This window comes from Paenimyroides ummariense, from assembly GCF_900115115.1.
GTDB classification, from domain to species: Bacteria; Bacteroidota; Bacteroidia; order Flavobacteriales; family Flavobacteriaceae; genus Flavobacterium; species Flavobacterium ummariense.
In genome coordinates this window covers 47,879-70,083 of record NZ_FOVI01000010.1, presented here as the reverse complement: position 1 = coordinate 70,083, position 22,205 = coordinate 47,879, and the positions used below count along the sequence as shown (strand labels likewise).

The window sequence follows — 22,205 nt, the reverse complement described above, 5'->3', positions numbered from 1 at the left end:
AATTATAAGATTATTTTTTTACAATTTTTATCGTTTGATTAGTACCTTCATTACTCAATTTAAGTAAGTACATACCACTGTTTAAAAAACTAATATTTATACTTGTTTCATTAGTGTTATAAAACAAATCATTATTTTCGTAAACTTGTTTTCCGCTCATGTCAAAAATTTGAACATTAGCTCCTGCAATACTTGCCAAATCTGCTTTCAAATTAACTATATCGTTTACAGGGTTTGGATAAACAACCAAATTATCAAACTGCTGACCTTTAACAGAAAGATCTTTCTTGATACCATAAACTATTAAAGAAAATCTTTGTGGACCATTAACCAAAGTTCCTTTATGAGTAACTCTAATAGTATACTTACCCGCAGGCGCTACTCCAGTAGCCGGCCCTTTATACTCAACCACTTCAAGAGGATCCACAATATTATCACTTTTCCACGCCGAATAATTAGCCCACGACGGAGTTACAGCTCTTAATGTCCAAGGCATAATCTCTTGACCAGTTGGACGTATAATTCTTAAATCTAGGTCATTTATTAATACCGGGGTTGTATCATCAGCACCCGAAATAACACTACCTGCAGGATCTGTCCAAGCAATAGCAGCCTTTAATGGCAAGTTACCATCAGTATCTACTTCAATTTCATAGGTAGCCCCGTTTGTTAATTCTAACTCTGAAACTATTGCATCTGGTTTTTTAGAATCACGCAATATTTCTGCTCCTCTTCTTGCATTAATCACTCCCCATCCAAAACGATGATCAGGTCCGTCTGCTGTTCCAGCTTCATCTGCACTAATCGCCATTAGCGCCTTTACAGTTGCAGCTCTCATAGCGCCTTTGGTTGGATATAATTTCTTAAAATACTGTTGCCACAATCCAAACACTCCGGTAACAGACGGCGCCGCCATTGATGTTCCTTGATTTGACACCACAGCAGTAGGGTCAAGTTGTCCGTTTTTTGGCTTAGCATCCACTGAAACAACTGCAACCCCTTTAGCAGAAATATCGGGTTTTATTCTAAAATCATCTGTTGGACCCCATTGACTAAAACTAGACATCACAACATCTGACGGCTGTTGATAATCAGTTATTCCTTCTATAGCAGCCACAACTACTGCATTTTTAGATACTGCATCACCATGCATTAAATCAGCACCACCTCTAGCTCTGTTAAAAAACACACCATTATCTCCATTGCGGGCGTTACCAGCTGCAAATACAGGTAAGTATTTATCTGCTACATATGTAATTTCATCTATATTTCTTGCATCGGATCCGTATCTACCAAACCCCGCAGGATCTGTATGAAGCCCAGCCTGAACATAATCTGCGCCATACGAATGGTTAGAAACCAATAAACCCTGACCTGCTTGTGAAGTCATTTCAGCATTATCATTATGCCAATCGTTTGACCACAAAAATGCCTGTGGTGCCATTCCTTTTATACGTGGAATACTATTGTTAGCCATCATAGTACCCGCCACATGCGAAGCATGATCGCCTATAGAAGTACTAGTATCTTTAGTTGTAACGCGTGCCACTCCTATTGATTGATGACCAGCATACACCGCTCCATTATCCCAAATACCAAGTGTTAACCCTTGTCCTTGAATATCCGATCCAAAATCAGCAGTACCATCGTGTAAATACTGCACTCTTGCTGTTTGAATAGATGACTTAGTACTTGAATTATTAGAAGTGATATAATACTTTAAATTTCCTTCATCGTCAATTCCTTGTAAACTGAAAGATCTTCCACTCTCATCTTTTCCTTCTATCTCCAACCCACGCTCTTTTGCAATAGCAACCGCTTTCTCATAACCTTCTAAGTATTCACGATTAAAACGCTCTTCTAGCGCTTTTATCTTTTCCATATCATAGTCCTTGGTTATAAGTCTAGTATCTTCTGTAGATTGCTGTGCATTTGCTGCAAATCCCGAAAGCATTAAAACTATAAATAGTTTCGTAATTTTATTTTTCATTATATTTAAAAATTAATCATAATACATTTAAGATATCAAATTTATGTAAATTTGTTGTGATTTTTATTTTTTTATTAAATTATTATATTATTTAACATTTTGTTATGTTATTAAAAGCGTATAGTAACCTGCAGATAGAGGTCGGTACTGATGAAGCAGGCAGAGGTTGCCTTGCAGGTCCAGTAACGGCTGCAGCCATTCTTATTAACGATAAATTGGAAAATGAACTGATTAACGATTCTAAAAAACTGTCGATTGGTTCACGGAAAAATCTGCGTTTGTTTATTGAAGAAAATAATCAGCTCTTTAGCATTGCGCATGTTTATGAAAACACGATTGATGAAATTAATATTTTGAACGCATCTATTGAAGCGATGCATCAAGCCATTTCTACTTTGAGCTTTGAACCTGAATTCATTATTGTTGATGGAAACCGGTTTAAACCTTACAAACAAATCCCTCACGAAACCATTATTAAAGGCGACAGCAAATATTTAAGTATTGCAGCGGCATCGATCTTAGCAAAAACATATCGCGACGACTATATGTTGCAATTGCATGAAGAATTTCCAATGTATGGTTGGGATAGAAATATGGGATATCCGACTAAAAAACATCGCGAAGCTATTTTAGAGTATGGCCCGTGTAAATACCACCGCAAAACCTTCAGGCTTTTACCGGAACAACTGGCATTGGATTTAAATATATAAGGAGTGAAAATTCACTCCTTATTATATTATAAAAATTCGGCTTCAAAAAGCTCTTTAAAATAATGTAGAATTTTTTGCTTTACTTCTTCTTCATCTACCTTTTCAACTCCTAATTCTACATTTAAAGAAGCCACTGCTTTTCCACGAATTCCGCACGGAATAATATTATCAAAATACCCTAGATTGGTATTTACGTTCAGTGCAAAACCATGCATGGTAACCCAACGCGAAGCACGCACACCTAATGCACAAATCTTTCTTGCAAACGGTGTTCCTACATCTAACCAAACTCCGGTTTCGCCTTCGCTTCGTTCGCCTTTCAAGCCGTAATCGGCAATAGTTTTAATAATTACATCTTCCAGAAAACGTAAATACTTGTGAATATCAGTAAAAAAATTATCTAAATCTAAAATCGGATATCCAACAATTTGTCCGGGTCCGTGATACGTAATATCTCCCCCACGATTTATCTTATAAAAAGTAGCGCCTTTCGCAGCCAACTGTTCATCATTCAAAAGCAAATTTTCTAAATCGCCACTTTTACCTAATGTATATACGTGCGGATGCTCTACAAACAAAAAATAGTTAGGTGTTTCTTTCTGGTTTGCTTCGTCTTTACGATTTTGCGATTTTATATCTAAAATTCCTTGAAACAATTCTTCCTGATAATCCCAAGTATCTTTATAGTCTTTTAATCCTAAATCTTGTATTATTACTTTTTTATTCATTTAATGCTGTATTTATCTGTTATATTTGGGATTGTTTAATATTACCAAAGCACCAATAACTCCCGGAACCCATCCTGCCAATGTAAGCAAAAGTACAATCAATATCGATCCGCATCCTTTATCAAAAACAGCAAAAGGCGGTAGAAAAATGGCTAATATAACCCTCCAAAAACTCATAGTGTTTCCATTAATTAATATTCTTACAAATTTAATCAATTAAAAAAAATCGTGCATTTAAAAATATTCAAACAAAACTTATCAATCAACTAAAAAATAATTAATTTTGCAGGTTAAATAAAGAAAATATAAATTTTATGCAACTTTCAGAACAAGAAATCATCAGAAGAGAAAAATTGGGCAAGTTACGTGAACTTGGCATCAATCCTTATCCCGCAAATTTGTTTCCGGTAGATCATACATCGAAGCAGATCAAGGAAACTTTTGAAGAAGGCAAGAAGGTTGTAACTGCCGGCAGATTAATGAGTGTGCGTGATCAGGGGAAAGCAAGTTTTGCTGAAATCCAGGATCAGGAAGGTAGAATTCAGTTGTATTTAAACCGTGATGTTATTTGCACAGACGATGACAAAACGTTATATAACACCATATTTAAAAAATTAACCGATTTAGGCGATTTTATTGGTATTGAGGGCGAATTATTTACTACACAAGTTGGTGCAAAATGTATCCGCGTAGAAAAATTTTCAATCCTTTCTAAAACATTACGCCCGTTACCGTTACCAAAAACCGATGAGGAAGGAAATGTTTTTGACGCCTTTACCGATCCGGAATTGCGTTACCGTATGCGTTATGTAGATTTAATCGTGAATCCGCTAAACAAAGAAATTTTTATAAAACGCACCAAATTATACAACGCCATGCGATCGTTTTTTAACGACCGTGGCTATTTAGAGGTTGACACACCGGTTTTACAGTCAATTCCTGGTGGTGCTGCGGCACGTCCGTTTATTACACATCACAATGCGTTAGACATTCCGTTATACATGCGTATTGCAAACGAATTGTATTTAAAACGTTTGATTGTTGGTGGATTTGAAGGTGTTTACGAGTTTTCTAAAAACTTCCGTAACGAAGGAATGGACAGAACTCATAATCCGGAATTTACGGCAATGGAAATTTATGTTGCTTATAAAGATTACAACTGGATGATGGAGTTTACCGAACAATTGCTGGAACATTGTGCCATTGCGGTTAACGGAACAAGCGAAGCTACTTTTGGAGAACATAAAATCAACTTTAAAGCACCTTACCAACGAGTAACCATGCGCCAGGCGATTATTGATTTTACCGGTTTTGATATCGATGGGAAAACCGAAGATGAGATTCGAGAAGCTGCTAAAAACATGGGGATTGCTGTTGATGATACCATGGGTAAAGGAAAATTGATCGACGAGATTTTTGGAGAGAAATGTGAAGGAAATTACATTCAGCCAACATTTATTACCGATTATCCTAAAGAAATGTCGCCACTTACCAAAGAACACCGCGATAACCCTGAATTAACCGAGCGTTTTGAGCTGATGGTTTGTGGTAAAGAAATTGCGAATTCGTATTCGGAATTAAACGACCCAATTGATCAACGCGAACGTTTTGAAGACCAGTTGAAATTATCTGAAAAAGGAGATGATGAAGCCGGACAGTTTATTGATGAAGATTTCTTACGTGCTTTAGAGTTCGGAATGCCACCAACAGGTGGTTTGGGTATTGGTATGGACCGATTGATTATGTTTTTAACCAACAACCCATCAATACAAGAAGTGTTGTTTTTCCCGCAAATGCGCCCAGAAAAAGCAGCACCTGCTTACGAATTAACCGATGACGAAAAAATAATCATCAGCATTTTAGAAGCCAACCAAAACAAGCTTTCTATTGCTGCATTAAAAGAACAAGCAGCATTAAGCGGTAAAAAATGGGATAAAGCCATGAAAGCTTTAGCTTCTTATAACCTAACTAAAGTGGTTACAGAAAACGAAGAAAAAATAGTTGAGTTTGTTTAAACAACTTTTTGCTTAATAATAACAAACCCTCTGCTCATTGGCTGAGGGTTTTATTTTATGCATTTATTTTAAATTTTAACTTCAATAAAAAAACGCTGCTTGTTACAGCAGCGTTTTTATAAATTAAATTTTAAACTTTTTTCTTTTATTTTTTAAGATTAATCTTTGTTATATTGGTATTTAGACTTTTTGTAAAATCAATTTTTGATATTTTAGACATTCCTTTTGCTTTTGGCCCATCGGGAACTAATTGGAAACTATAAGCACCATTCCAAAACAATTTACCTTCTTTAGAATTCACTAAATTACCTGTCGCAGTATAATTAGCTGTTGATCCCGCACTAGGTGTGGTTCCAGAAATAAAGTTAAATTGATTACTCGTCATCTGAATATTTGTATTATCAAAGACAAAAACCATTCCTGAATCTGCAGTATAATAGAAATTTGTCGCTTGGTGTGGGTATTTAACCGAAGGTGGTGTAGTACTCATATCTACAGGAATAAATACTTCATCTACATAATATAAATTTTTAGCTTTTGTAGGATCATTTGCATGGTCCATTGATACAATAAGCCATTTAGTACAAACAACAGGAGAAGTAGCTCCGTGTGGTGTTACATTAAATCCATCAAATCCTCCAGTATTTGGAGTTGGATCGCCAGTAGCTATCCAAAATGTATTAGTTACAGGCTTCCAATCACCATCATACTCAATTCTATTACCTGTCGGTTCCGGTTCTTCTTCCTTTTCTTGAACAGTAAATTTAAACGTAGAGGTATAATCGTCCATTGTTGCAATAACCGTATGCGGTCCTGTTTTAACAGGTGTATAGGTATTACTTGGCATTGTAGTACCGTTTACTTTAAATTTAGTAGATTTAGTTACATCTACACCATTTAAAGCTGCTGTAAACTCAAATTTATCGCCAATATATTTAGCTTCATTAGGATTACTATGTACAGCTACAAACTTTAGTTCTTCGGGTATCTCAGGTCCAGTTGGTATGGTACCATTATCTACATATTCTACACATGAATTTAAACTAAATACAGCTAGTAGAAAAAAGAGTAGTTTATTAATTTTCATAAAGTAATTGTTTTAAATATTTGTAATTAAACCCCTAAAGTATAAAAAAAAAGTACTGCTGTTAAAAAATTAACACATTTATTTTTTATTTCGTTTAATATTTCGCTTCTTTTTTAAACGGTCAACGGTATCTTCTATCAATTGTTTGCTTTCTATATCGTAATAATACAGATACAGGTTCTTTGCCAGTTTAAGCGCTTTGTTAATATGTAACTGTCTTTCATGCAAATGAACTTCTGCCAATTTTATAGCCAAAGTATCTATCCCTTTAATTTTTAAAGCAAAGTCGATTAATTTTTCGGCTTCGGTGTAATCTTCGTTTTTTAAAAGCGTTTCAATATAGTAAGGGTATACATCAACAGCATTTAAATCTATACTTATTGCTTTTTGAAAGTATGTTTTAGCTTCTTCGTACTGCTTAAACTGTTCTGCCAAAAACCTGCCATACAAACAAAGCGTTTGGGTATTATTTTCGTTATAAGACAAGGCGTATTCCAATGATGTTAGAGTATCTTCTAAACTATACGGATAATTATCTAACGCTTGTACTAAATATATATCGATTGATTTCATTTTTAAATTTGATTGATTTGTGCGTTTTCTTGCACTTAAAAATTATTCTATTAACCCTTTGTGTGTAATTATTTCCACCACATAGAAATATAGATTTTTCTTATGTTTGGAAAAATTATGATTGACGTTTTACTTTTGCATAGCAAACTATGTGAAAAATAATATAATTTTCTATCCTATCTTTGATAAATTAGTAATTCTATTCGTCTATGTGGTTAATTTTTATTTATTTGAATTACACCCAACGGGTTTCTATTACTAAAAAAGCCCGAAGGTAAACTCCGAGCTTTATGATATTTCTAATAAAAAATTTCTACGAAAAATATAAACCACGAAGATTCTGCGCCAGATTTACCAGCGGGCAAGTACCAAAAGTGTTCATTCTTACCATCATATCTTCAATTATTAAGTGATTACTATTCAGCAAATATACTGATTTATTTTATAACTGTATCAATTCGTTAAAATCGGCAGTATTGGTAATTGTTTCATCCTGATATTGTAGCGTCCAACCTAACGACTGCGTTACCACCAAAAACTTACTTAATTCGCTTATCAATCGGTTTTTTGCATTTGCCTGAATGTTCGATTTCATTATTTTTTCATGAAACTGCTTTTTTACGCTTTCCTGAATGGTGTTGTAATCGTTGCCTTTAAAGGCGTTGAACCGAGATTCTTCTACATCGTAAATTTTAATATCGGGATTGATCTTTATTTCTTCTTTTGGAATAAACGTGATTTTTACAATTTTGTTGGTTTCATCTACAGCATATTCAAGCTTTGACAGATCGTACATAATCTGCACATCGGCGTTTACAACTACCAACGCTTTTTTATCGAAACTCATTAAATTCATAAACGATTTCTCGTCTTTGTAATTGTAGATCTGCGATATTTTGGCTTCGTTCACCACCAATTTACTCACGTTTTTCATTTGCTGCTGAATCAGTTCGGTATCGGGCAACACTTCATTCTTTTTATCGACTTTTCGCATGATAAAAAAGGTAAGCAGGCTGCCTAAAGCAACACAGATTAGTGCAAATATTAAGGCTTTTTTTGTCATATTATCTAAAATTCATAAAAGGATATTCTTCTAACAGCTCATCTAATTTCACGGCTAATTTATCCAAAAACTGCTGATGTGCTTCGGTGTACGGATTAAACGGACGGTGTGCCAAACCTTTCTGAACCTCATCGACTTTTTTCATGGTTGATAAAATTTCCGGATCGATACAATTTTGAACGAACGATTCCCAGATATAATCAACCGCCAATTCGTTTGGATGGATCATATCTTTGCCGTAAAAACGATAATCGCGTAATTCATCCATGATAATTTCGTACGAAGGAAAATAATAGTTCAAATTTTGATTTTCCTGCAAATGCTGATGTAACGCTGCTATTAAATGTGCTTTGCTACGTTGATTTTCCACGAAACCGTCTTTAATATGACGAACAGGCGAAATGGTATAAATAATCTGAATATTTGGATTGATCTGACGTAATCCTGCTTCGATCTGAAAAATCGACTTTTGACAATCATCAATCGACAATAATTCTTTCTGAAATTTCTGTTGTGGAACTTTATGGCAGTTGGCTACAATTTCGTTGGTTTCAATGAATCGATAAACCCACGCCGTTCCGAAGGTTACAATAAAATGCGATGCTTGTTCTATATCGTTTCTAAAACTGGATATTTTCTGATTTAATTTATCAATAATATCTTCCTGTTCCAATTCGTTTAAATCGGAATGTGCATGAAAACAACTCCATATTTCGTTGTGCAGAAAAACATCGGTTTCCGAAAAAACTTTACTGTTTATTGCATATTGCACAAGGGTCGATATTGCCCGCGGATGAAATAAAATTCCCAACGGATTCACCGTATTTACAAACTGATACTGCTTAAATCGTTGCGCCATATTTACAGCAAAACAACTGCCCACACTGACTATTTTTGAGTGGTAATTGATCTTGTTGTTTAACGGCTGAATGGGAACAAAAGTTTGTAACTGCATGTTTTTTCTGTAAAATTACAAACTATCTTTTAAAATAAGCCGACATATCTTCACCGCTTTTTTGTTCCAAAGTATAATCATCACATGAATACATGTGAATACCTTCAAAAATCACATTTGGACCTTCAATTACCATTTCATCGGCTTCCTCTAAAAAAGCTTTTAAGATCAATCCTTTTTTATGTTCTTCGTAAGCTTCTTTAGATTCGAATATTTTTAGGTTTAAGAATTTATTCGGATCGATCTGATCAATCATATTGGTTACATGTAAAGTCCCCAATTCGTTTTGTACCAAAGCATCGGCTTCTTTTCGCACCAGATTAAAAAACAACTCTCTTTTATCGGGAAAAACCCGATACGCTACAATAACTACATATCTCATAACTTGAATTTTATTTTAAAGTTACGAATTTGATGTAAAAAGAAAAAGAGGAAAGTTAACTTTCCTCTTTTTTGTTCATGTTATTTATAATCTATTCTATAACAGAATAATAAACTTTTTTACATTTAATAATACAATCTGAATTTAAATCTTCTTCCAAATGATCATGATAAATACTTGGAAAAAAGTCAAAAGTAATTAAATCATTTTCGTTCTTTAAAAGAGCTGAATTTACCATTCCTTCGTATGCAACGAATTTAAAAACTGAAACATCAAAAAAAGTAATTTTAATAAGTTCTCTTTTAAAATTATTTATCAGATTAAAACAGCTAATAAAAAGTTCTACTTCATTAACACCATTATCTTGATTATTATGATAATTAAAATTCGTTTTATACCTAATTTCAGTAATTAGAGCATCATGGAAATCGCCATAAGTTTCTTTCAAAACCTCAATCATATTATTATTTAACAAAGTTCACAGCGTTTGCAACTGCTTCTGTAATACCTGCTGCATTTTTACCACCAGCTGTAGCAAAAAATGCTTGTCCGCCGCCGCCGCCTTGAATGTATTTACCTAATTCACGAACGATTTGTCCGGCATTTAAACCTTTAGTTTCGGTAATTTCTTTTGAAACATAAGCCGTTAACATTGGTTTATCATCGGTAACTGTTCCAAACAAAATAAAGAAATTGTTTGCGGTTCCACCAATTTCGTAAGCTAAATCTTTGGCTCCGTTTGCATCTAAATCAACTTGTTTTGCTAAAAATTTCACTCCGTTTATTTCTTGCACTTCCTTCAACAAATCGCCTTTTAAACCTTTGGCTTTTTCTTTCAACAATTGGTCTAACTGTTTTTTAAGCTTGGCATTTTCGTCTTGTAACGATTGTACCGCTTTCATGGTATCCTGCGGATTTTTCAACGCTTCTTTAATTTCTTTTAGAGTAGCTTCCTGATTGTTGTAAAAATCCTGAACTGCATCACCCGTTATCGCTTCAATACGACGGATTCCCGCTGCAACGGCACTTTCTGAAACAATTTTAAACGCCCAAATATCGGCAGTGTTTTGTACGTGGATACCACCACACAATTCCATAGAATCACCAAACTTAATGGCACGAACAGTATCACCGTATTTTTCGCCAAACAACGCCATTACACCTTCCGCTATCGCTTGTTTAAACGGAATTTCTCTACGTTCAATCAATGGCAATTGTTCCTGAATACGTGCGTTCACAAAAGCTTCAATTTGCTGTAATTCCTCATCGGTAACTTTTGCGAAATGAGAAAAATCGAAACGTAAATAATTCGGCGCAACCAACGACCCTTTTTGTTCTACGTGCGTTCCTAAAATGGTTCGTAACGCTTGATGTAACAAGTGGGTTGCCGAGTGGTTTTTAGATGATTTTCCGCGTAAATCTGTATTTACTTTTGCTACGAAAACCGCCTGTAAATTCTCTGGCAACTGTTTGGTAAAATGTAAAATAAGGTTGTTTTCTTTTTTAGTATCAATGATTTCAATGGTTTCATTTGCTGATACCAAAACACCTTTATCGCCAACTTGTCCACCGCCTTCGGCATAAAACGGCGTATGATCTAAAACAATCTGATACAGCGTACCATCTTTTTTAGATTCTACTTTACGAATACGCGTGATTTTTACTTCATTTTCAACTTTATCGTAACCTTCAAAAGTTTCTACATTTCCTTCAATCAACACATTCCAGTCGTCTTTAGAAATTTCAGACGCTGCACGCGAACGGTCTTTTTGAGCTTTCATTGCCGCATCGAAACCAGCTTTATCTAATCTAATTCCTTTCTCACGTAAAATCAATTCTGTTAAATCAATAGGAAAACCGTACGTATCATATAATTTGAACGCTACATCTCCATCGAATAAAGCTATTTTATTCTCACTATAAATTAATTTTCCATCAGAATCCCATTGGCGAATTTCAATGTCTCTGATGGATAGTTCCAATAATTGTAATCCCTGATCTAAAGTTCTTAAGAAAGAAGCTTCTTCTTCTTTAATTACATTTTTAACCAAGTCTTTTTGTGAAACGATTTCAGGAAAGAATTGCCCCATTTGAGCTGACAACACATCTACCAACTGATAAATAAACGGCTCTTTTGTTCCTAAAAAAGTAAATCCGTAACGGATTGCTCTACGCAAAATACGACGGATTACGTAACCCGCTCCGTTGTTTGACGGCAACTGTCCATCGGCAATAGCGAAAGCCACCGCACGTACGTGATCTACAATTACACGAATGGCAATATTGGTTTTATTTTGCTCTTGAGATTCTTCACTATCGTTCAGAATGACATCGTTGGTAGTATATTTTTTATCAGTAATTTCTTCCACCTTTGCAATAAGCGGCGTAAAAACATCGGTATCGTAGTTTGATGTTACATTTTGCATAGCCATACACAAACGTTCAAAACCCATTCCGGTATCAACGTGTTTTGCAGGCAGTTTTTCTAACGATCCATCGGCTTTACGGTTAAATTCCATAAATACGTTATTCCAGATTTCAACAACCTGCGGATGATCTGCATTTACTAAAGATCGACCTGAAACTTCATTTCTTTCAGCATCCGGACGTAAATCCACATGAATTTCAGAACACGGTCCGCATGGTCCCTGATCACCCATTTCCCAAAAATTATCCTTTTTGTTTCCAAGAATAATTCGGTCTTCGGCAACATATTGTTTCCATAAATCCCAAGCTTCCTGATCAAACGGAACATTTTCTGCGTCGTTTCCTTCGAAAACCGAAACATACAAGCGGTCTTTATCAATCTTTAATTCTTCGGTTAAAAATTCCCATGCCCAAGCAATTGCTTCTTTCTTAAAATAATCGCCAAAAGACCAGTTGCCCAACATTTCGAACATAGTATGATGATAGGTATCAAAACCTACATCTTCCAAATCGTTATGCTTACCCGAAACACGCAAACATTTCTGCGTATCGGCAATACGGTTGCTTTTTGGTGTGGCGTTTCCTAAAAAATACTCTTTAAACTGCGCCATTCCCGAGTTGTTAAACATAAGGGTTGGATCGTCTTTTAAAACAATTGGTGCCGACGGAACAATTAAATGTCCTTTGCTTTCAAAAAAATCAAGAAATTTTTTTCTGATATCTTGTGATTTCATTCGATATATTAAATTATGAATCGTTCAAAACTAACACTTTAAAAAAGTGTACATAAGTTGCAAAAATAGTGTTTTTTAAAAGATTTTTTGTTGTTCGCAGGAACTTTTTGCCAATGCATAAACTTATTAGAAAAATTGTATATTAGCATAAGCAAAATTTGAAGATAATGCAGATTGACTTACCCGAAAAAAGATATTACAGCATAGGTGAAATTGCGAAAGCGTTTAACGTAAATGCTTCGTTGATACGTTTTTGGGAAAAGGAATTTGATATTTTGAAGCCTAAAAAAAACGCAAAAGGCAACAGAATGTTTACGCCTGAAGATTTAAAAAACTTGAAAACCATTTATCATTTGGTAAAAGAAAAGGGATTTACGTTAGACGGTGCAAAAGATTTTTTAAAGAACAACAAGAAAAATCCGTTGAATACAATTGAAATTATCGAAAAATTAGAGCTTATCAAAAAACAACTAATTATTATTAAAAACGAAATCTAATTTAAAAAATTTATGAAAAAATTTCTTCCTTTAATCATTATCGCAGTAGTAGCTATTGGTATCTATGCTTGGGTAAAAGGTATTAACAACACAGCAGTAACTTTAAACGAAAACATAAAAGAAAGCTGGGGAAATGTTGAAACTGCTTACGAAAGAAGAAACTCTTTAATCGGTAATTTGGTTAACACAGTAAAAGGTGCTGCCGATTTTGAAAAGTCAACATTAGAAGCTGTTATCAGTGCGCGTTCAAAAGCAACACAAACTACGGTTGATGCCTCAAACGTTACTCCTGAACAATTAGCAGCATTTAGTCAGGCACAAAGCGGCGTAAACAGTGCATTATCTCGTTTATTGGTAACTGTAGAAAAATATCCTGATTTAAAAGCAAACCAAAACTTCATTAAATTACAAGATGAATTAGTAAGTACAGAAAATCAAATCTTAACAGCACGTACCCGTTTTAACGAAACAGTTAAACCATACAACAACCACATAAAAGTATTCCCTAACAACTTATTAGCTGGTATTTTAGGATTTACAGAAAAAGGATATTTCAAAGCTTCTGAAGGTGCAGAAAAAGCTCCGGAAGTAAATTTTGATTTCAAATAAAATGTCGATAACAGAAGATTTTTTAAGCAGCAGCGAAGAACAGGAAATTGTAGCAGCTATTGTAAAAGCCGAAAAAGAAACATCGGGCGAGATACGCGTGCACATAGAAGAACATTCTGATTTGCCTGTATTAGAACGTGCCCAAGAAGTTTTTAAGATGTTAGATATGCATAAAACAAGCGCCCGCAACGGCGTTTTGTTTTATATAGGCGTTAAAGACCGACATTTTGCAATTATTGGCGATGATGGAATTGATGCCGTTGTACCTTATGATTTCTGGGAAAACACCAAGAAAACGGTTATAGATCATTTTAAAGCAAACAACTTTAAACAAGGTATTATTGCAGGCATTCTACAAAGTGGCAAACAATTAAAACATTTCTTTCCGTACAACGGTAAAGACGATGTAAACGAATTACCAAACCAAATTTCAAGAGGTTAATGAATCCATTCAAAAAAATAACCACTCTATTTTTATTGCTTTTTCCGTTGCTGGTTCTGGCGCAGTTTAACATTCCGGAAAAACCATCAAAGGCAAGCGAACAAACCAGCGTTTTTGACTACGCCAATTTATTGTCGGCAACCGAAAAACAGCAGTTAGAACAAAAACTAATTACTTATGCCGATACCACTTCAACCCAAATTGTAGTAGCCATAATTCCCAGTTTAAATGGCGAATATGAAGGCGAATTAGCTCCGAAATGGGCACACAAATGGGGAATTGGTCAGGCAGATAAAGACAATGGTGTTTTTATTCTATTAGCAGAAAAAGAAAAAAAGTTATGGATTGCTCCGGGTTACGGATTAGAGCATTTATTAACAGCCGGAATTAACGGAGAAATCATTCGAAATTTTATCATTCCCGAATTTAAAAAAGGCGATTATTATGCCGGATTAGATATTGGAACCACCAAATTAATGGATCTTTTTTCGGGAACTTATAAAGGAACCCGACAAGAAAATAGAGAAAGCGGTGGCGGTATTCCCGGCTTTTTTATTGTATTAATTGTAATCATAATACTTGTAATAGCAAGTAAAATGGGTGGTGGTAAAGGAAACAACGGCGGCAGACGCGGCGGTCCCGACTTAATGGATATTATTATTTTAAGCAGTTTAGGTCGTGGCGGCGGTGGAAGAGGCGGCTTTGGCGGTTCTTCAGGAGGCGGTGGCTTCGGTGGAGGATTTGGAGGCGGCTTCGGTGGTGGAGGTTTCTCTGGCGGTGGTGCCGGCGGAAGTTGGTAAAAACCCTTTCAAAATATTAAAAGCAGTTCAAACGAACTGCTTTTTTGTTTCTACTTGTTTCTATTGAAGAATTTTGACTAAAGTCAAATAACTCTCCTCTAATACCATCGGGCTGAAGCCCAACGCAATTGAGAATTATTCATTACAAATTCATCGCTAAACAAATCTTTACCATACTTTATTGAAATAAAAAAGAGAACCAATTTCTTGATTCTCTTTTAGTAGCGGGAACTGGACTCGAACCAGTGACCTTTGGGTTATGAGCCCAACGAGCTACCTACTGCTCTATCCCGCGCTGTGCGTTTTGTGAATTTTTACTACGATTAAAAAATGAAATTCTAAACATTTTTTAAAAGGACTTTTAGTCTTAGTAGCGGGAACTGGACTCGAACCAGTGACCTTTGGGTTATGAGCCCAACGAGCTACCTACTGCTCTATCCCGCGCTATTGTGGTGCAAATGTAAGGCGACTTTTTGGAATACCCAAACTTTTTACAGAAAATTATAAAATTAGTGTGTTTCACTATTATTAAGTAACTTTGCAAATTATTACAGAAATTATGTCGCACAAAGCTGGTTTTATAAATATTATCGGAAATCCAAATGTAGGAAAATCAACCTTAATGAATGCTTTTATTGGTGAGCGTTTATCAATCATTACATCAAAAGCACAAACAACGCGCCACCGTATTTTCGGAATTGTAAATGGTGACGATTTTCAGATGGTTTTTTCAGACACTCCGGGAATCATCAAGCCTGCGTACGAATTGCAGACATCGATGATGGATTTTGTGAAATCGGCTTTCGAAGATGCAGACATTCTTCTGTATATGGTTGAAGTGGGCGAACGCGAATTAAAAGACGAAGCTTTCTTTAAAAAAATTACCCATGCAAAAGTTCCGGTTTTATTGTTGTTGAATAAGATCGACAAATCAAACCAGGAACATTTAGAAGAACAGGTTTCTTTGTGGAAAGAAAAAGTTCCTAATGCAGAAATAATTCCAATATCGGCACTAAACAATTTTAATGTGGATACTGTTTTTAACCGCATTTTAGAATTATTACCAGAATCGCCACCTTATTACCCGAAAGATGCGTTAACCGATAAACCTGAACGTTTCTTTGTTAATGAAATTATCCGCGAGAAAATCCTTCTAAACTATCAAAAGGAAATTCCTTATTCGGTAGAAATCGAAACAGAAGAGTTTAAAGAAGAAGATAAAATTATTCACATTAAAGCGGTTATTATGGTAGAGCGTGACAGTCAGAAAGGCATCATCATTGGTCATAAAGGAGCAGCTTTAAAGAAAGTAGGAATGGAATCGCGTGCCGAATTAGAGAAGTTTTTTGACAAGCAAGTTCATATAGAATTGTTTGTAAAAGTGAATAAAGACTGGCGAAATAATCAGTTCCAATTACGTCGTTTCGGGTATCAACAAAAATAAAATCACACTTTTTAAAAGTGAAGTAATATGAGCAACATTGTAGCAATTGTAGGAAGACCTAATGTAGGAAAGTCGACCTTTTTTAACCGTCTTATTCAAAAACGCGAAGCCATAGTAGATTCGGTAAGTGGTGTTACCAGAGATCGTAATTATGGAAAAAGTGAATGGAATGGAAAAGAATTCTCTGTTATTGATACAGGTGGATATATTAAAGGATCTGACGATATTTTTGAAGGCGAGATCCGCAAACAAGTAGAATTAGCGATTGATGAAGCCGATGCCATTGTGTTTTTGGTTGATGTTGAGGAAGGAATTACCCCAATGGATAACGAAGTGGCAAAACTGCTGCGTAAAGTTACCAAACCGGTTTTATTGGTTGTAAATAAAGTGGATAACGCAAAACGCGAACAAGATGCTTTTGAATTTTACAATTTAGGTTTGGGCGAATACGTGACTATGTCTGGAATGAGTGGTTCTGGAACGGGCGAAGTTTTAGATAAAATTGTTGAAATTTTACCTGAATTACCAGAAGTTGAAGAAGTAAAAGACGAATTGCCTCGTTTTGCAGTTGTTGGTCGTCCAAATGCAGGAAAATCGAGCTTTATTAATGCATTGATTGGTGAAGATCGATTTGTTGTGACCGATATTGCAGGAACTACACGCGATGCGATCGATACAAAATACAACCGTTTTGGTTTTGAATTTAATTTGGTTGATACGGCGGGTATCCGCAGAAAAGCAAAGGTAAAAGACGATTTAGAGTTTTACTCGGTAATGCGTTCGGTACGTGCTATTGAGCATGCCGATGTTTGTATTTTAGTGATTGATGCAACCCGTGGATTTGAAGGTCAGGATCAGAATATTTTTTGGTTGGCAGAAAAAAACCGCAAGGGAATTGTAATATTGGTTAACAAATGGGATTTGGTTGAAAAAGACACGATGACTTCTCACGATTACGAGAAAAAAATCCGCGAAGAGATCGCTCCGTTTACCGATGTGCCTATTCTTTTTGTATCAGCATTAACAAAACAACGTTTGTTAAAAGCGTTAGAAACCGCTGTAGAAGTGTACGAAAACCGCAAGCAACGTATTTCAACATCGAAATTTAACGAGACCATGTTGCCGATTATTGAACACAATCCGCCACCGGCCATTAAAGGTAAATACATTAAAATTAAATACTGTATGCAGTTGCCAACACCTGTGCCGCAGTTTGTGTTTTTTGCCAATTTACCGCAATACATTAAAGATCCGTACAAGCGTTATGTAGAAAACAAATTACGCGAGATTTATAATTTTGAAGGAGTGCCAATTGAGATTTACTTCCGCCAGAAATAATTACAAAAGGAAAGATTTAAACGTCTTTCCTTTTTTTGTACTTTTAAATCGATCAAAAACACATTATGCGTTCCATCTACTTTAAAATATTTTCCTTCATCATCTCGCTATATTTGATTTTATGCTTAATAATGTATTTTAATCAGGAGAGTTTTATTTTTCATCCGTTAAAAATCAACAAAGAAACCAACTACATTTATTCTGAAAATTTTAAAGAAATTAACTTAAAAACAAGTGATAACGTTACAATAAACAATCTGTATTTTGAAACGAAAAATCCAAAAGGAGTTGTTTATTTTCTTCATGGTAATGCGGGAAATCTATCAACTTGGGGAAATATCGCACCCATTTATTTAGAATTGGGTTACAATGTTCTTATTACTGATTACAGAGGTTTTGGTAAAAGCGAAGGAAACATTTCAGATCAAACGCAATTATTTTCGGATGCACAATTGGGCTACGATTTTCTGAAAAAAGAATTTAAAGAAGATCAAATCATTATTGTAGGATATTCTATTGGGACCGGCATTGCATCTTATCTGGCATCAGCAAACAATCCGCAAAAACTGATTCTGCAAGCGCCGTATTTCAATTTAAAAAACGAAATGAAATCACGATTCCCATTTCTTCCAACGTTCATCTTAAAATATCCTTTCGAAAATAATTTGCATATATCAAAAGTTAAAAGTCCGATTTTCATTTTTCATGGAGATAAAGATTATGTTATTTCACACCAAAATTCGTTGAAATTACAATCACTTTTAAAAGAAAATGATTCTGTTTTTATCTTAAAAAATCAAGATCATGTTAGTATAAACAACAATGCAGAATATCACAAAAACCTCATCAAAATACTGAATGATTCTATTTAAAATCCAACTACATTTTTCAATTAAATAAATCGGTTTTTAATCATTTTTAATTTGCTTCAAAAAAACCTTATTTTTATTTGTTTTAAATAAGAATAAAAGTACTTTTGCATCAAATTTTTAAAAGATGAAAAAATTACTACTAATTCTTCCTGCGGTTACTGTTGCCTTTGAAGCAAGTGCTCAAGAAACCGATTCTATAAAATCAGACAATTTAGATGAATTAATCATTGAAGCATATATTCAAAAAAGTGTAAATTCATCGAACAAAATGCCTTTAAAAGACATTGAAAATCCGCAGGTTTATAACGTAATCAACAAAAATATTTTAAAAGAACAGTTAGTAACCACTTTTAGCGATGCTATGAAAAATGCTACAGGTGTTTCGCGTTTATGGGAATCTACAGGTCGCGGAAGTGATGGTGCGGAATTTTATAGTATGCGCGGTTTTTCAACCCAACCACGCTTATTAAACGGCATGCCAAGTTTTAGTAATGGAAGTTTAGATCCTGCAAATATAGAAAGCATTGAAGTTATTAAAGGACCATCGGGAACTATGTATGGTGGAAATTTAGTATCGTACGGTGGATTAATTAATATCACTACTAAAAAGCCTTACGAAACTTTTGGGGGCGAAATGGGTTATACCAACGGATCGTACGGATTAAACCGTGTTACTGCCGATATTAATACGCCGCTTAACAAACAAACATCTTTTCGATTAAATACGGCATACCAATACCGCAATTCTTTTCAAGATGCAGGTTTTAGCAAATCGTTATTTTTTGCGCCATCGTTAAAATTTGTTGCGAACGATCGTTTAACGTTCTTTGTCAATACAGAATTTAAAAGTTCTGAAGCTGCGAATGCACCTATGATCTTTTTAAGCCGATACAGTCCGTTATCGTTTCAATCGATGGATTTATTCGAACAGAACTATAAAAAATCATACACCAGCAACGATTTAACCATAAAAAACCCAACATTCAACCTACAAGCGTACGCAGTTTATCAGTTATCTGAAAATTGGACATCGACCACCATTCTCTCTAAAACCAACGCCAAAACAAGCGGTTATTACCATTATTTATGGGATTCTGCCAACGGAGATGAGTTTACGCGTTTTATAACAAAAGGCGAAGCAGAGACAAACGCAACGGGTATTCAACAAAATTTTGTGGGAACTTACAATATTGGATCGGTTAAAAATAAATTGGTTGCAGGCTTAGATTATTTCCAAAGAAAATTTACTGTTGGCGGTACAGGTTGGGCAAGTTATGGAACAGTTTCTTTAGTGAATCAAACAGATACAATGCCAGATGCAAATAATGAAATGCAACAAACAATGTTAACTACACCACATGTTGACGCCGCTTTATTAGGAACATCGGCAGAATTGCAATCGGCAGAAACAAAAATTTACAGTGCGTATACATCAAACGTAATTGAATTTTTACCAAATTTATCGGCAATGATTAGTTTACGCGCCGACCATTTTACCGGACAGCCAACAGCATATTCAACTGATAAATTAAAAGAAAGAACAACATTCTCTCCTAAATTTGGGGTGGTTTATCAGCCAATTCTAAATAAGTTATCGGTTTTTGGTAATTACATGAACGGATTTCAATATTTAGATGCTGCTGCCATAGATGTTACAGACGAAGACGGAAATATTGTTGGTAGAGAATTACGTTATTTTGAACCTGAACAAGCAAACCAATGGGAAGTTGGTACAAAAGCAAGTTTAATTAAAGACCGCTTATCGGTTACGGCAAGTTACTACGACATTAAAGTTAAAAACAAGGTAATGGGTAACGGTATAGATGCTACACAAGCCGGCGAAGTAGAAAGCAAAGGTTTTGAAGTTAGTGTACTAGGAAGCCCTATTAATGGTTTAAACATTATTGCAGGTTATAGTCACAATAACAACAAAGTTATTAACGATGCAGCAGATTCTGGATATTTAGGTTTAAGAACAGAAGAAGCTGGTCCTGAAAATTTAATTAACTTTTGGGCAAATTACACAGTTCAACAAGGAACTTTAAAAAATTTCGGATTAGGTTTCGGTGCCAATTCTGCGAGTGAATTACTTACTCTTAACAGATCAACTATTGGCATATTTGCTTTGCCGGGCTACACCGTTTTTAACGCAGCATTATCTTACAATGCCGAAAAATACAGTGCTGTTTTAAAAGTTGATAATCTTACTAATGAAAAATATTTTATAGGTTGGTCAACCATCAACCCGCAATTTGCAAGATCTATTTCGTTAGGTTTAAACTATAAATTCTAATGACAAATAAGAAAGATAAAAAGCAAAAAAGCAAATTCAAAAAATTAATAGGCAAGCTGCACCTTTGGTTCGGCTTGCTTATTGGTTCTATTGTATTTTTTATTTCTATAACTGGTGCATTGTACGTTTTTAAAGACGAAATAGAAGGCGTTCAGCGTAAAGAATACATTTACCACAACGAACCAAATTATCAAAACAAGGAAAAGCTTACCATTAAAACGTTAGAACGTTTAGTGGAACAGCAGGTTCCTGAAAAATATCCAATACACTGGGTAAATATTCCTATAGATCATGCATTATCGTATCAGTTTTATTATTACGAACGCAATGAACATGCCTGGAATTATTTCGATGAATATCCTGTTTACAAATTAGCGTATGTAAACCCGTACAGCGGTAAGGTTTTACAAGTTTACGACGAGAAAAACGGCTTTTTTAATATTGTAAAAATGCTGCACTGGAGTTTTCTTTTAAATTCTGATTGGGGAAAATGGGTTACGGGAATTCCGGTTTTAATTTTTGTTTTCATGCTTATTTCGGGCATTATTCTGTGGTGGCCAAAAAACAAAGCTGCGCGCAAACAACGTTTTTGGTTTAAGTGGAAAAATATTAAAAGCTGGAAACGTAAAAACTACGATTTACACAACATTATTGGCTTTTACACATCGTTTTTTGCCTTAATTTTTTCAATTACCGGTTTGTTTTATGCCTTCTTTTTTATCCAGGCAATGATTTATGTAGTTTTTTCGGGTGGAAACACCCAATATCCTGATTTTTCACACATAAAAACCACTGCTCCAGAAGAATTAAGAACCGAAACTACGTTAGATAAAATTGCTAAAACAGTAGAAGAATTGTATCCCGATGCTTACATGTTTGCCTTAGATTTGGGGCACGAGCATATAGACGATCACGAACATCCGAATTTTGAGGTTTATGTTAGACATCTTTCGTATTCGTATCACAAAAACAGTAATTTAATTTTCGATGAAAACTCGGGCGAATTGCTACACACAAGAAACCCGGAAGACAAAGATTTTGGTGAGAAAATGATCAATGCCAATTACGATATTCATGTAGGGTCGATCTTTGGTTTGCCTACCAAAATCATTGCTTTTATTATAAGTTTGCTGTGTGCCAGCTTACCGGTTACCGGTTTTATGATTTGGTATGGACGCAATAAAAAGAAGAAAACAAAAGCTTAAGCTTAAAACAAAATAGGTTAATACATTTTAAAAAGCGATTT

Annotated in this window: 21 protein-coding genes and 2 tRNA genes; 11 read left to right on the top strand and 12 right to left on the bottom strand. The window is 35.0% G+C overall.

Translation table 11 applies throughout. The features are described from left to right. Positions 1-10 precede the first annotated feature (10 nt). On the bottom strand, positions 11-1,792 hold the full coding sequence (locus tag BM253_RS09115) for a S8 family serine peptidase (RefSeq protein WP_177205756.1): 1,782 nt from the start codon (positions 1,790-1,792) through the stop codon (positions 11-13). A gap of 302 nt (positions 1,793-2,094) precedes the next feature. Here BM253_RS09115 and BM253_RS09110 point away from each other — a divergent pair, with 302 nt between their 5' ends. Then, positions 2,095-2,700, top strand: a complete 606-nt coding sequence (locus tag BM253_RS09110; protein ID WP_091522658.1) for a ribonuclease HII — start codon at positions 2,095-2,097, stop codon at positions 2,698-2,700. Positions 2,701-2,726: 26 nt separating this feature from the next. Here the strand turns inward: BM253_RS09110 and lipB are convergent, their stop codons facing one another. Both lipB and BM253_RS09100 read right to left on the bottom strand, forming a co-directional pair. Then, the gene (gene lipB, locus BM253_RS09105; protein WP_091522655.1) at positions 2,727-3,428 is read right to left on the bottom strand and encodes a lipoyl(octanoyl) transferase LipB; all 702 of its coding nucleotides are present in this window, start codon (positions 3,426-3,428) and stop codon (positions 2,727-2,729) included. A 12-nt stretch (positions 3,429-3,440) separates the two neighbouring features. Further along, the gene (locus tag BM253_RS09100; RefSeq protein ID WP_091522651.1) at positions 3,441-3,605 is read right to left on the bottom strand and encodes a YqaE/Pmp3 family membrane protein; all 165 of its coding nucleotides are present in this window, start codon (positions 3,603-3,605) and stop codon (positions 3,441-3,443) included. Positions 3,606-3,742: 137 nt separating this feature from the next. On the opposite strand from BM253_RS09100, the gene lysS reads away from it, so the two are divergent. Continuing rightward, complete coding sequence (lysS, locus tag BM253_RS09095; protein WP_091522647.1) at positions 3,743-5,443, top strand: lysine--tRNA ligase; 1,701 nt, start codon at positions 3,743-3,745, stop codon at positions 5,441-5,443. Between the two features lie 145 nt (positions 5,444-5,588). On the opposite strand, the gene BM253_RS09090 is transcribed toward lysS, so the two are convergent. The 7 genes from BM253_RS09090 to alaS all read right to left on the bottom strand — a co-directional run bounded on the left by BM253_RS09090 (position 5,589) and on the right by alaS (position 12,664). Continuing rightward, positions 5,589-6,530: a hypothetical protein gene (locus BM253_RS09090; protein WP_091522643.1), complete on the bottom strand. Its 942-nt coding sequence runs from the start codon at positions 6,528-6,530 to the stop codon at positions 5,589-5,591. 78 nt (positions 6,531-6,608) lie between these two features. Further along, complete coding sequence (locus BM253_RS09085; RefSeq protein ID WP_091522640.1) at positions 6,609-7,103, bottom strand: hypothetical protein; 495 nt, start codon at positions 7,101-7,103, stop codon at positions 6,609-6,611. A 442-nt stretch (positions 7,104-7,545) separates the two neighbouring features. Then, positions 7,546-8,166 carry a DUF4230 domain-containing protein gene (locus tag BM253_RS09080; RefSeq protein ID WP_091522636.1) on the bottom strand — a complete coding sequence of 207 codons (621 nt, stop codon included), beginning with the start codon at positions 8,164-8,166 and terminating at the stop codon, positions 7,546-7,548. A 1-nt stretch (position 8,167) separates the two neighbouring features. Next, positions 8,168-9,121 (bottom strand): GSCFA domain-containing protein, encoded by a 954-nt coding sequence (locus BM253_RS09075; protein WP_091522633.1) that lies wholly within the window; start codon positions 9,119-9,121, stop codon positions 8,168-8,170. A gap of 22 nt (positions 9,122-9,143) precedes the next feature. Continuing rightward, positions 9,144-9,503, bottom strand: coding sequence for a putative quinol monooxygenase (locus tag BM253_RS09070; protein WP_091522630.1), 360 nt, complete (start codon positions 9,501-9,503; stop codon positions 9,144-9,146). A 91-nt stretch (positions 9,504-9,594) separates the two neighbouring features. Next, positions 9,595-9,963: a hypothetical protein gene (locus BM253_RS09065; protein ID WP_091522625.1), complete on the bottom strand. Its 369-nt coding sequence runs from the start codon at positions 9,961-9,963 to the stop codon at positions 9,595-9,597. Between the two features lie 4 nt (positions 9,964-9,967). Next, the gene (gene alaS, locus BM253_RS09060; RefSeq protein ID WP_091522622.1) at positions 9,968-12,664 is read right to left on the bottom strand and encodes an alanine--tRNA ligase; all 2,697 of its coding nucleotides are present in this window, start codon (positions 12,662-12,664) and stop codon (positions 9,968-9,970) included. 167 nt (positions 12,665-12,831) lie between these two features. Here alaS and BM253_RS09055 point away from each other — a divergent pair, with 167 nt between their 5' ends. Genes BM253_RS09055 through BM253_RS09040 form a run of 4 tightly spaced genes read left to right on the top strand, consistent with a single transcriptional unit; the run spans position 12,832 to position 15,012 of the window. Then, the gene (locus BM253_RS09055; protein ID WP_091522619.1) at positions 12,832-13,161 is read left to right on the top strand and encodes a MerR family transcriptional regulator; all 330 of its coding nucleotides are present in this window, start codon (positions 12,832-12,834) and stop codon (positions 13,159-13,161) included. A gap of 12 nt (positions 13,162-13,173) precedes the next feature. Beyond that, positions 13,174-13,770 carry a LemA family protein gene (locus BM253_RS09050; RefSeq protein ID WP_091522616.1) on the top strand — a complete coding sequence of 199 codons (597 nt, stop codon included), beginning with the start codon at positions 13,174-13,176 and terminating at the stop codon, positions 13,768-13,770. A 1-nt stretch (position 13,771) separates the two neighbouring features. Next, positions 13,772-14,212 (top strand): TPM domain-containing protein, encoded by a 441-nt coding sequence (locus BM253_RS09045; RefSeq protein WP_091522615.1) that lies wholly within the window; start codon positions 13,772-13,774, stop codon positions 14,210-14,212. Then, on the top strand, positions 14,212-15,012 hold the full coding sequence (locus BM253_RS09040; RefSeq protein ID WP_091522610.1) for a TPM domain-containing protein: 801 nt from the start codon (positions 14,212-14,214) through the stop codon (positions 15,010-15,012). The genes BM253_RS09045 and BM253_RS09040 overlap by 1 nt, the downstream gene beginning before the upstream one ends. 222 nt (positions 15,013-15,234) lie before the next feature. Here the strand turns inward: BM253_RS09040 and BM253_RS09035 are convergent. Together BM253_RS09035 and BM253_RS09030 are read right to left on the bottom strand one after the other, a co-directional pair. Beyond that, positions 15,235-15,307, bottom strand: a tRNA-Met gene (locus BM253_RS09035). 76 nt (positions 15,308-15,383) lie between these two features. Next, positions 15,384-15,456 (bottom strand) — tRNA-Met (locus tag BM253_RS09030). Positions 15,457-15,571: 115 nt separating this feature from the next. Here BM253_RS09030 and era point away from each other — a divergent pair. From era to BM253_RS09005, 5 genes are all read left to right on the top strand, one after another. Then, positions 15,572-16,456, top strand: coding sequence for a GTPase Era (gene era / locus BM253_RS09025; protein WP_091522607.1), 885 nt, complete (start codon positions 15,572-15,574; stop codon positions 16,454-16,456). Between the two features lie 27 nt (positions 16,457-16,483). Beyond that, the gene (gene der, locus BM253_RS09020; protein ID WP_091522603.1) at positions 16,484-17,794 is read left to right on the top strand and encodes a ribosome biogenesis GTPase Der; all 1,311 of its coding nucleotides are present in this window, start codon (positions 16,484-16,486) and stop codon (positions 17,792-17,794) included. A gap of 131 nt (positions 17,795-17,925) precedes the next feature. Then, positions 17,926-18,666 (top strand): alpha/beta hydrolase, encoded by a 741-nt coding sequence (locus tag BM253_RS09015; protein WP_177205755.1) that lies wholly within the window; start codon positions 17,926-17,928, stop codon positions 18,664-18,666. A gap of 124 nt (positions 18,667-18,790) precedes the next feature. Continuing rightward, positions 18,791-20,959 carry a TonB-dependent siderophore receptor gene (locus BM253_RS09010; protein WP_091522596.1) on the top strand — a complete coding sequence of 723 codons (2,169 nt, stop codon included), beginning with the start codon at positions 18,791-18,793 and terminating at the stop codon, positions 20,957-20,959. Further along, positions 20,959-22,164 carry a PepSY-associated TM helix domain-containing protein gene (locus tag BM253_RS09005; protein ID WP_091522592.1) on the top strand — a complete coding sequence of 402 codons (1,206 nt, stop codon included), beginning with the start codon at positions 20,959-20,961 and terminating at the stop codon, positions 22,162-22,164. Before BM253_RS09010 ends, BM253_RS09005 begins: the two co-directional genes overlap by 1 nt. Positions 22,165-22,205: the final 41 nt, after the last annotated feature.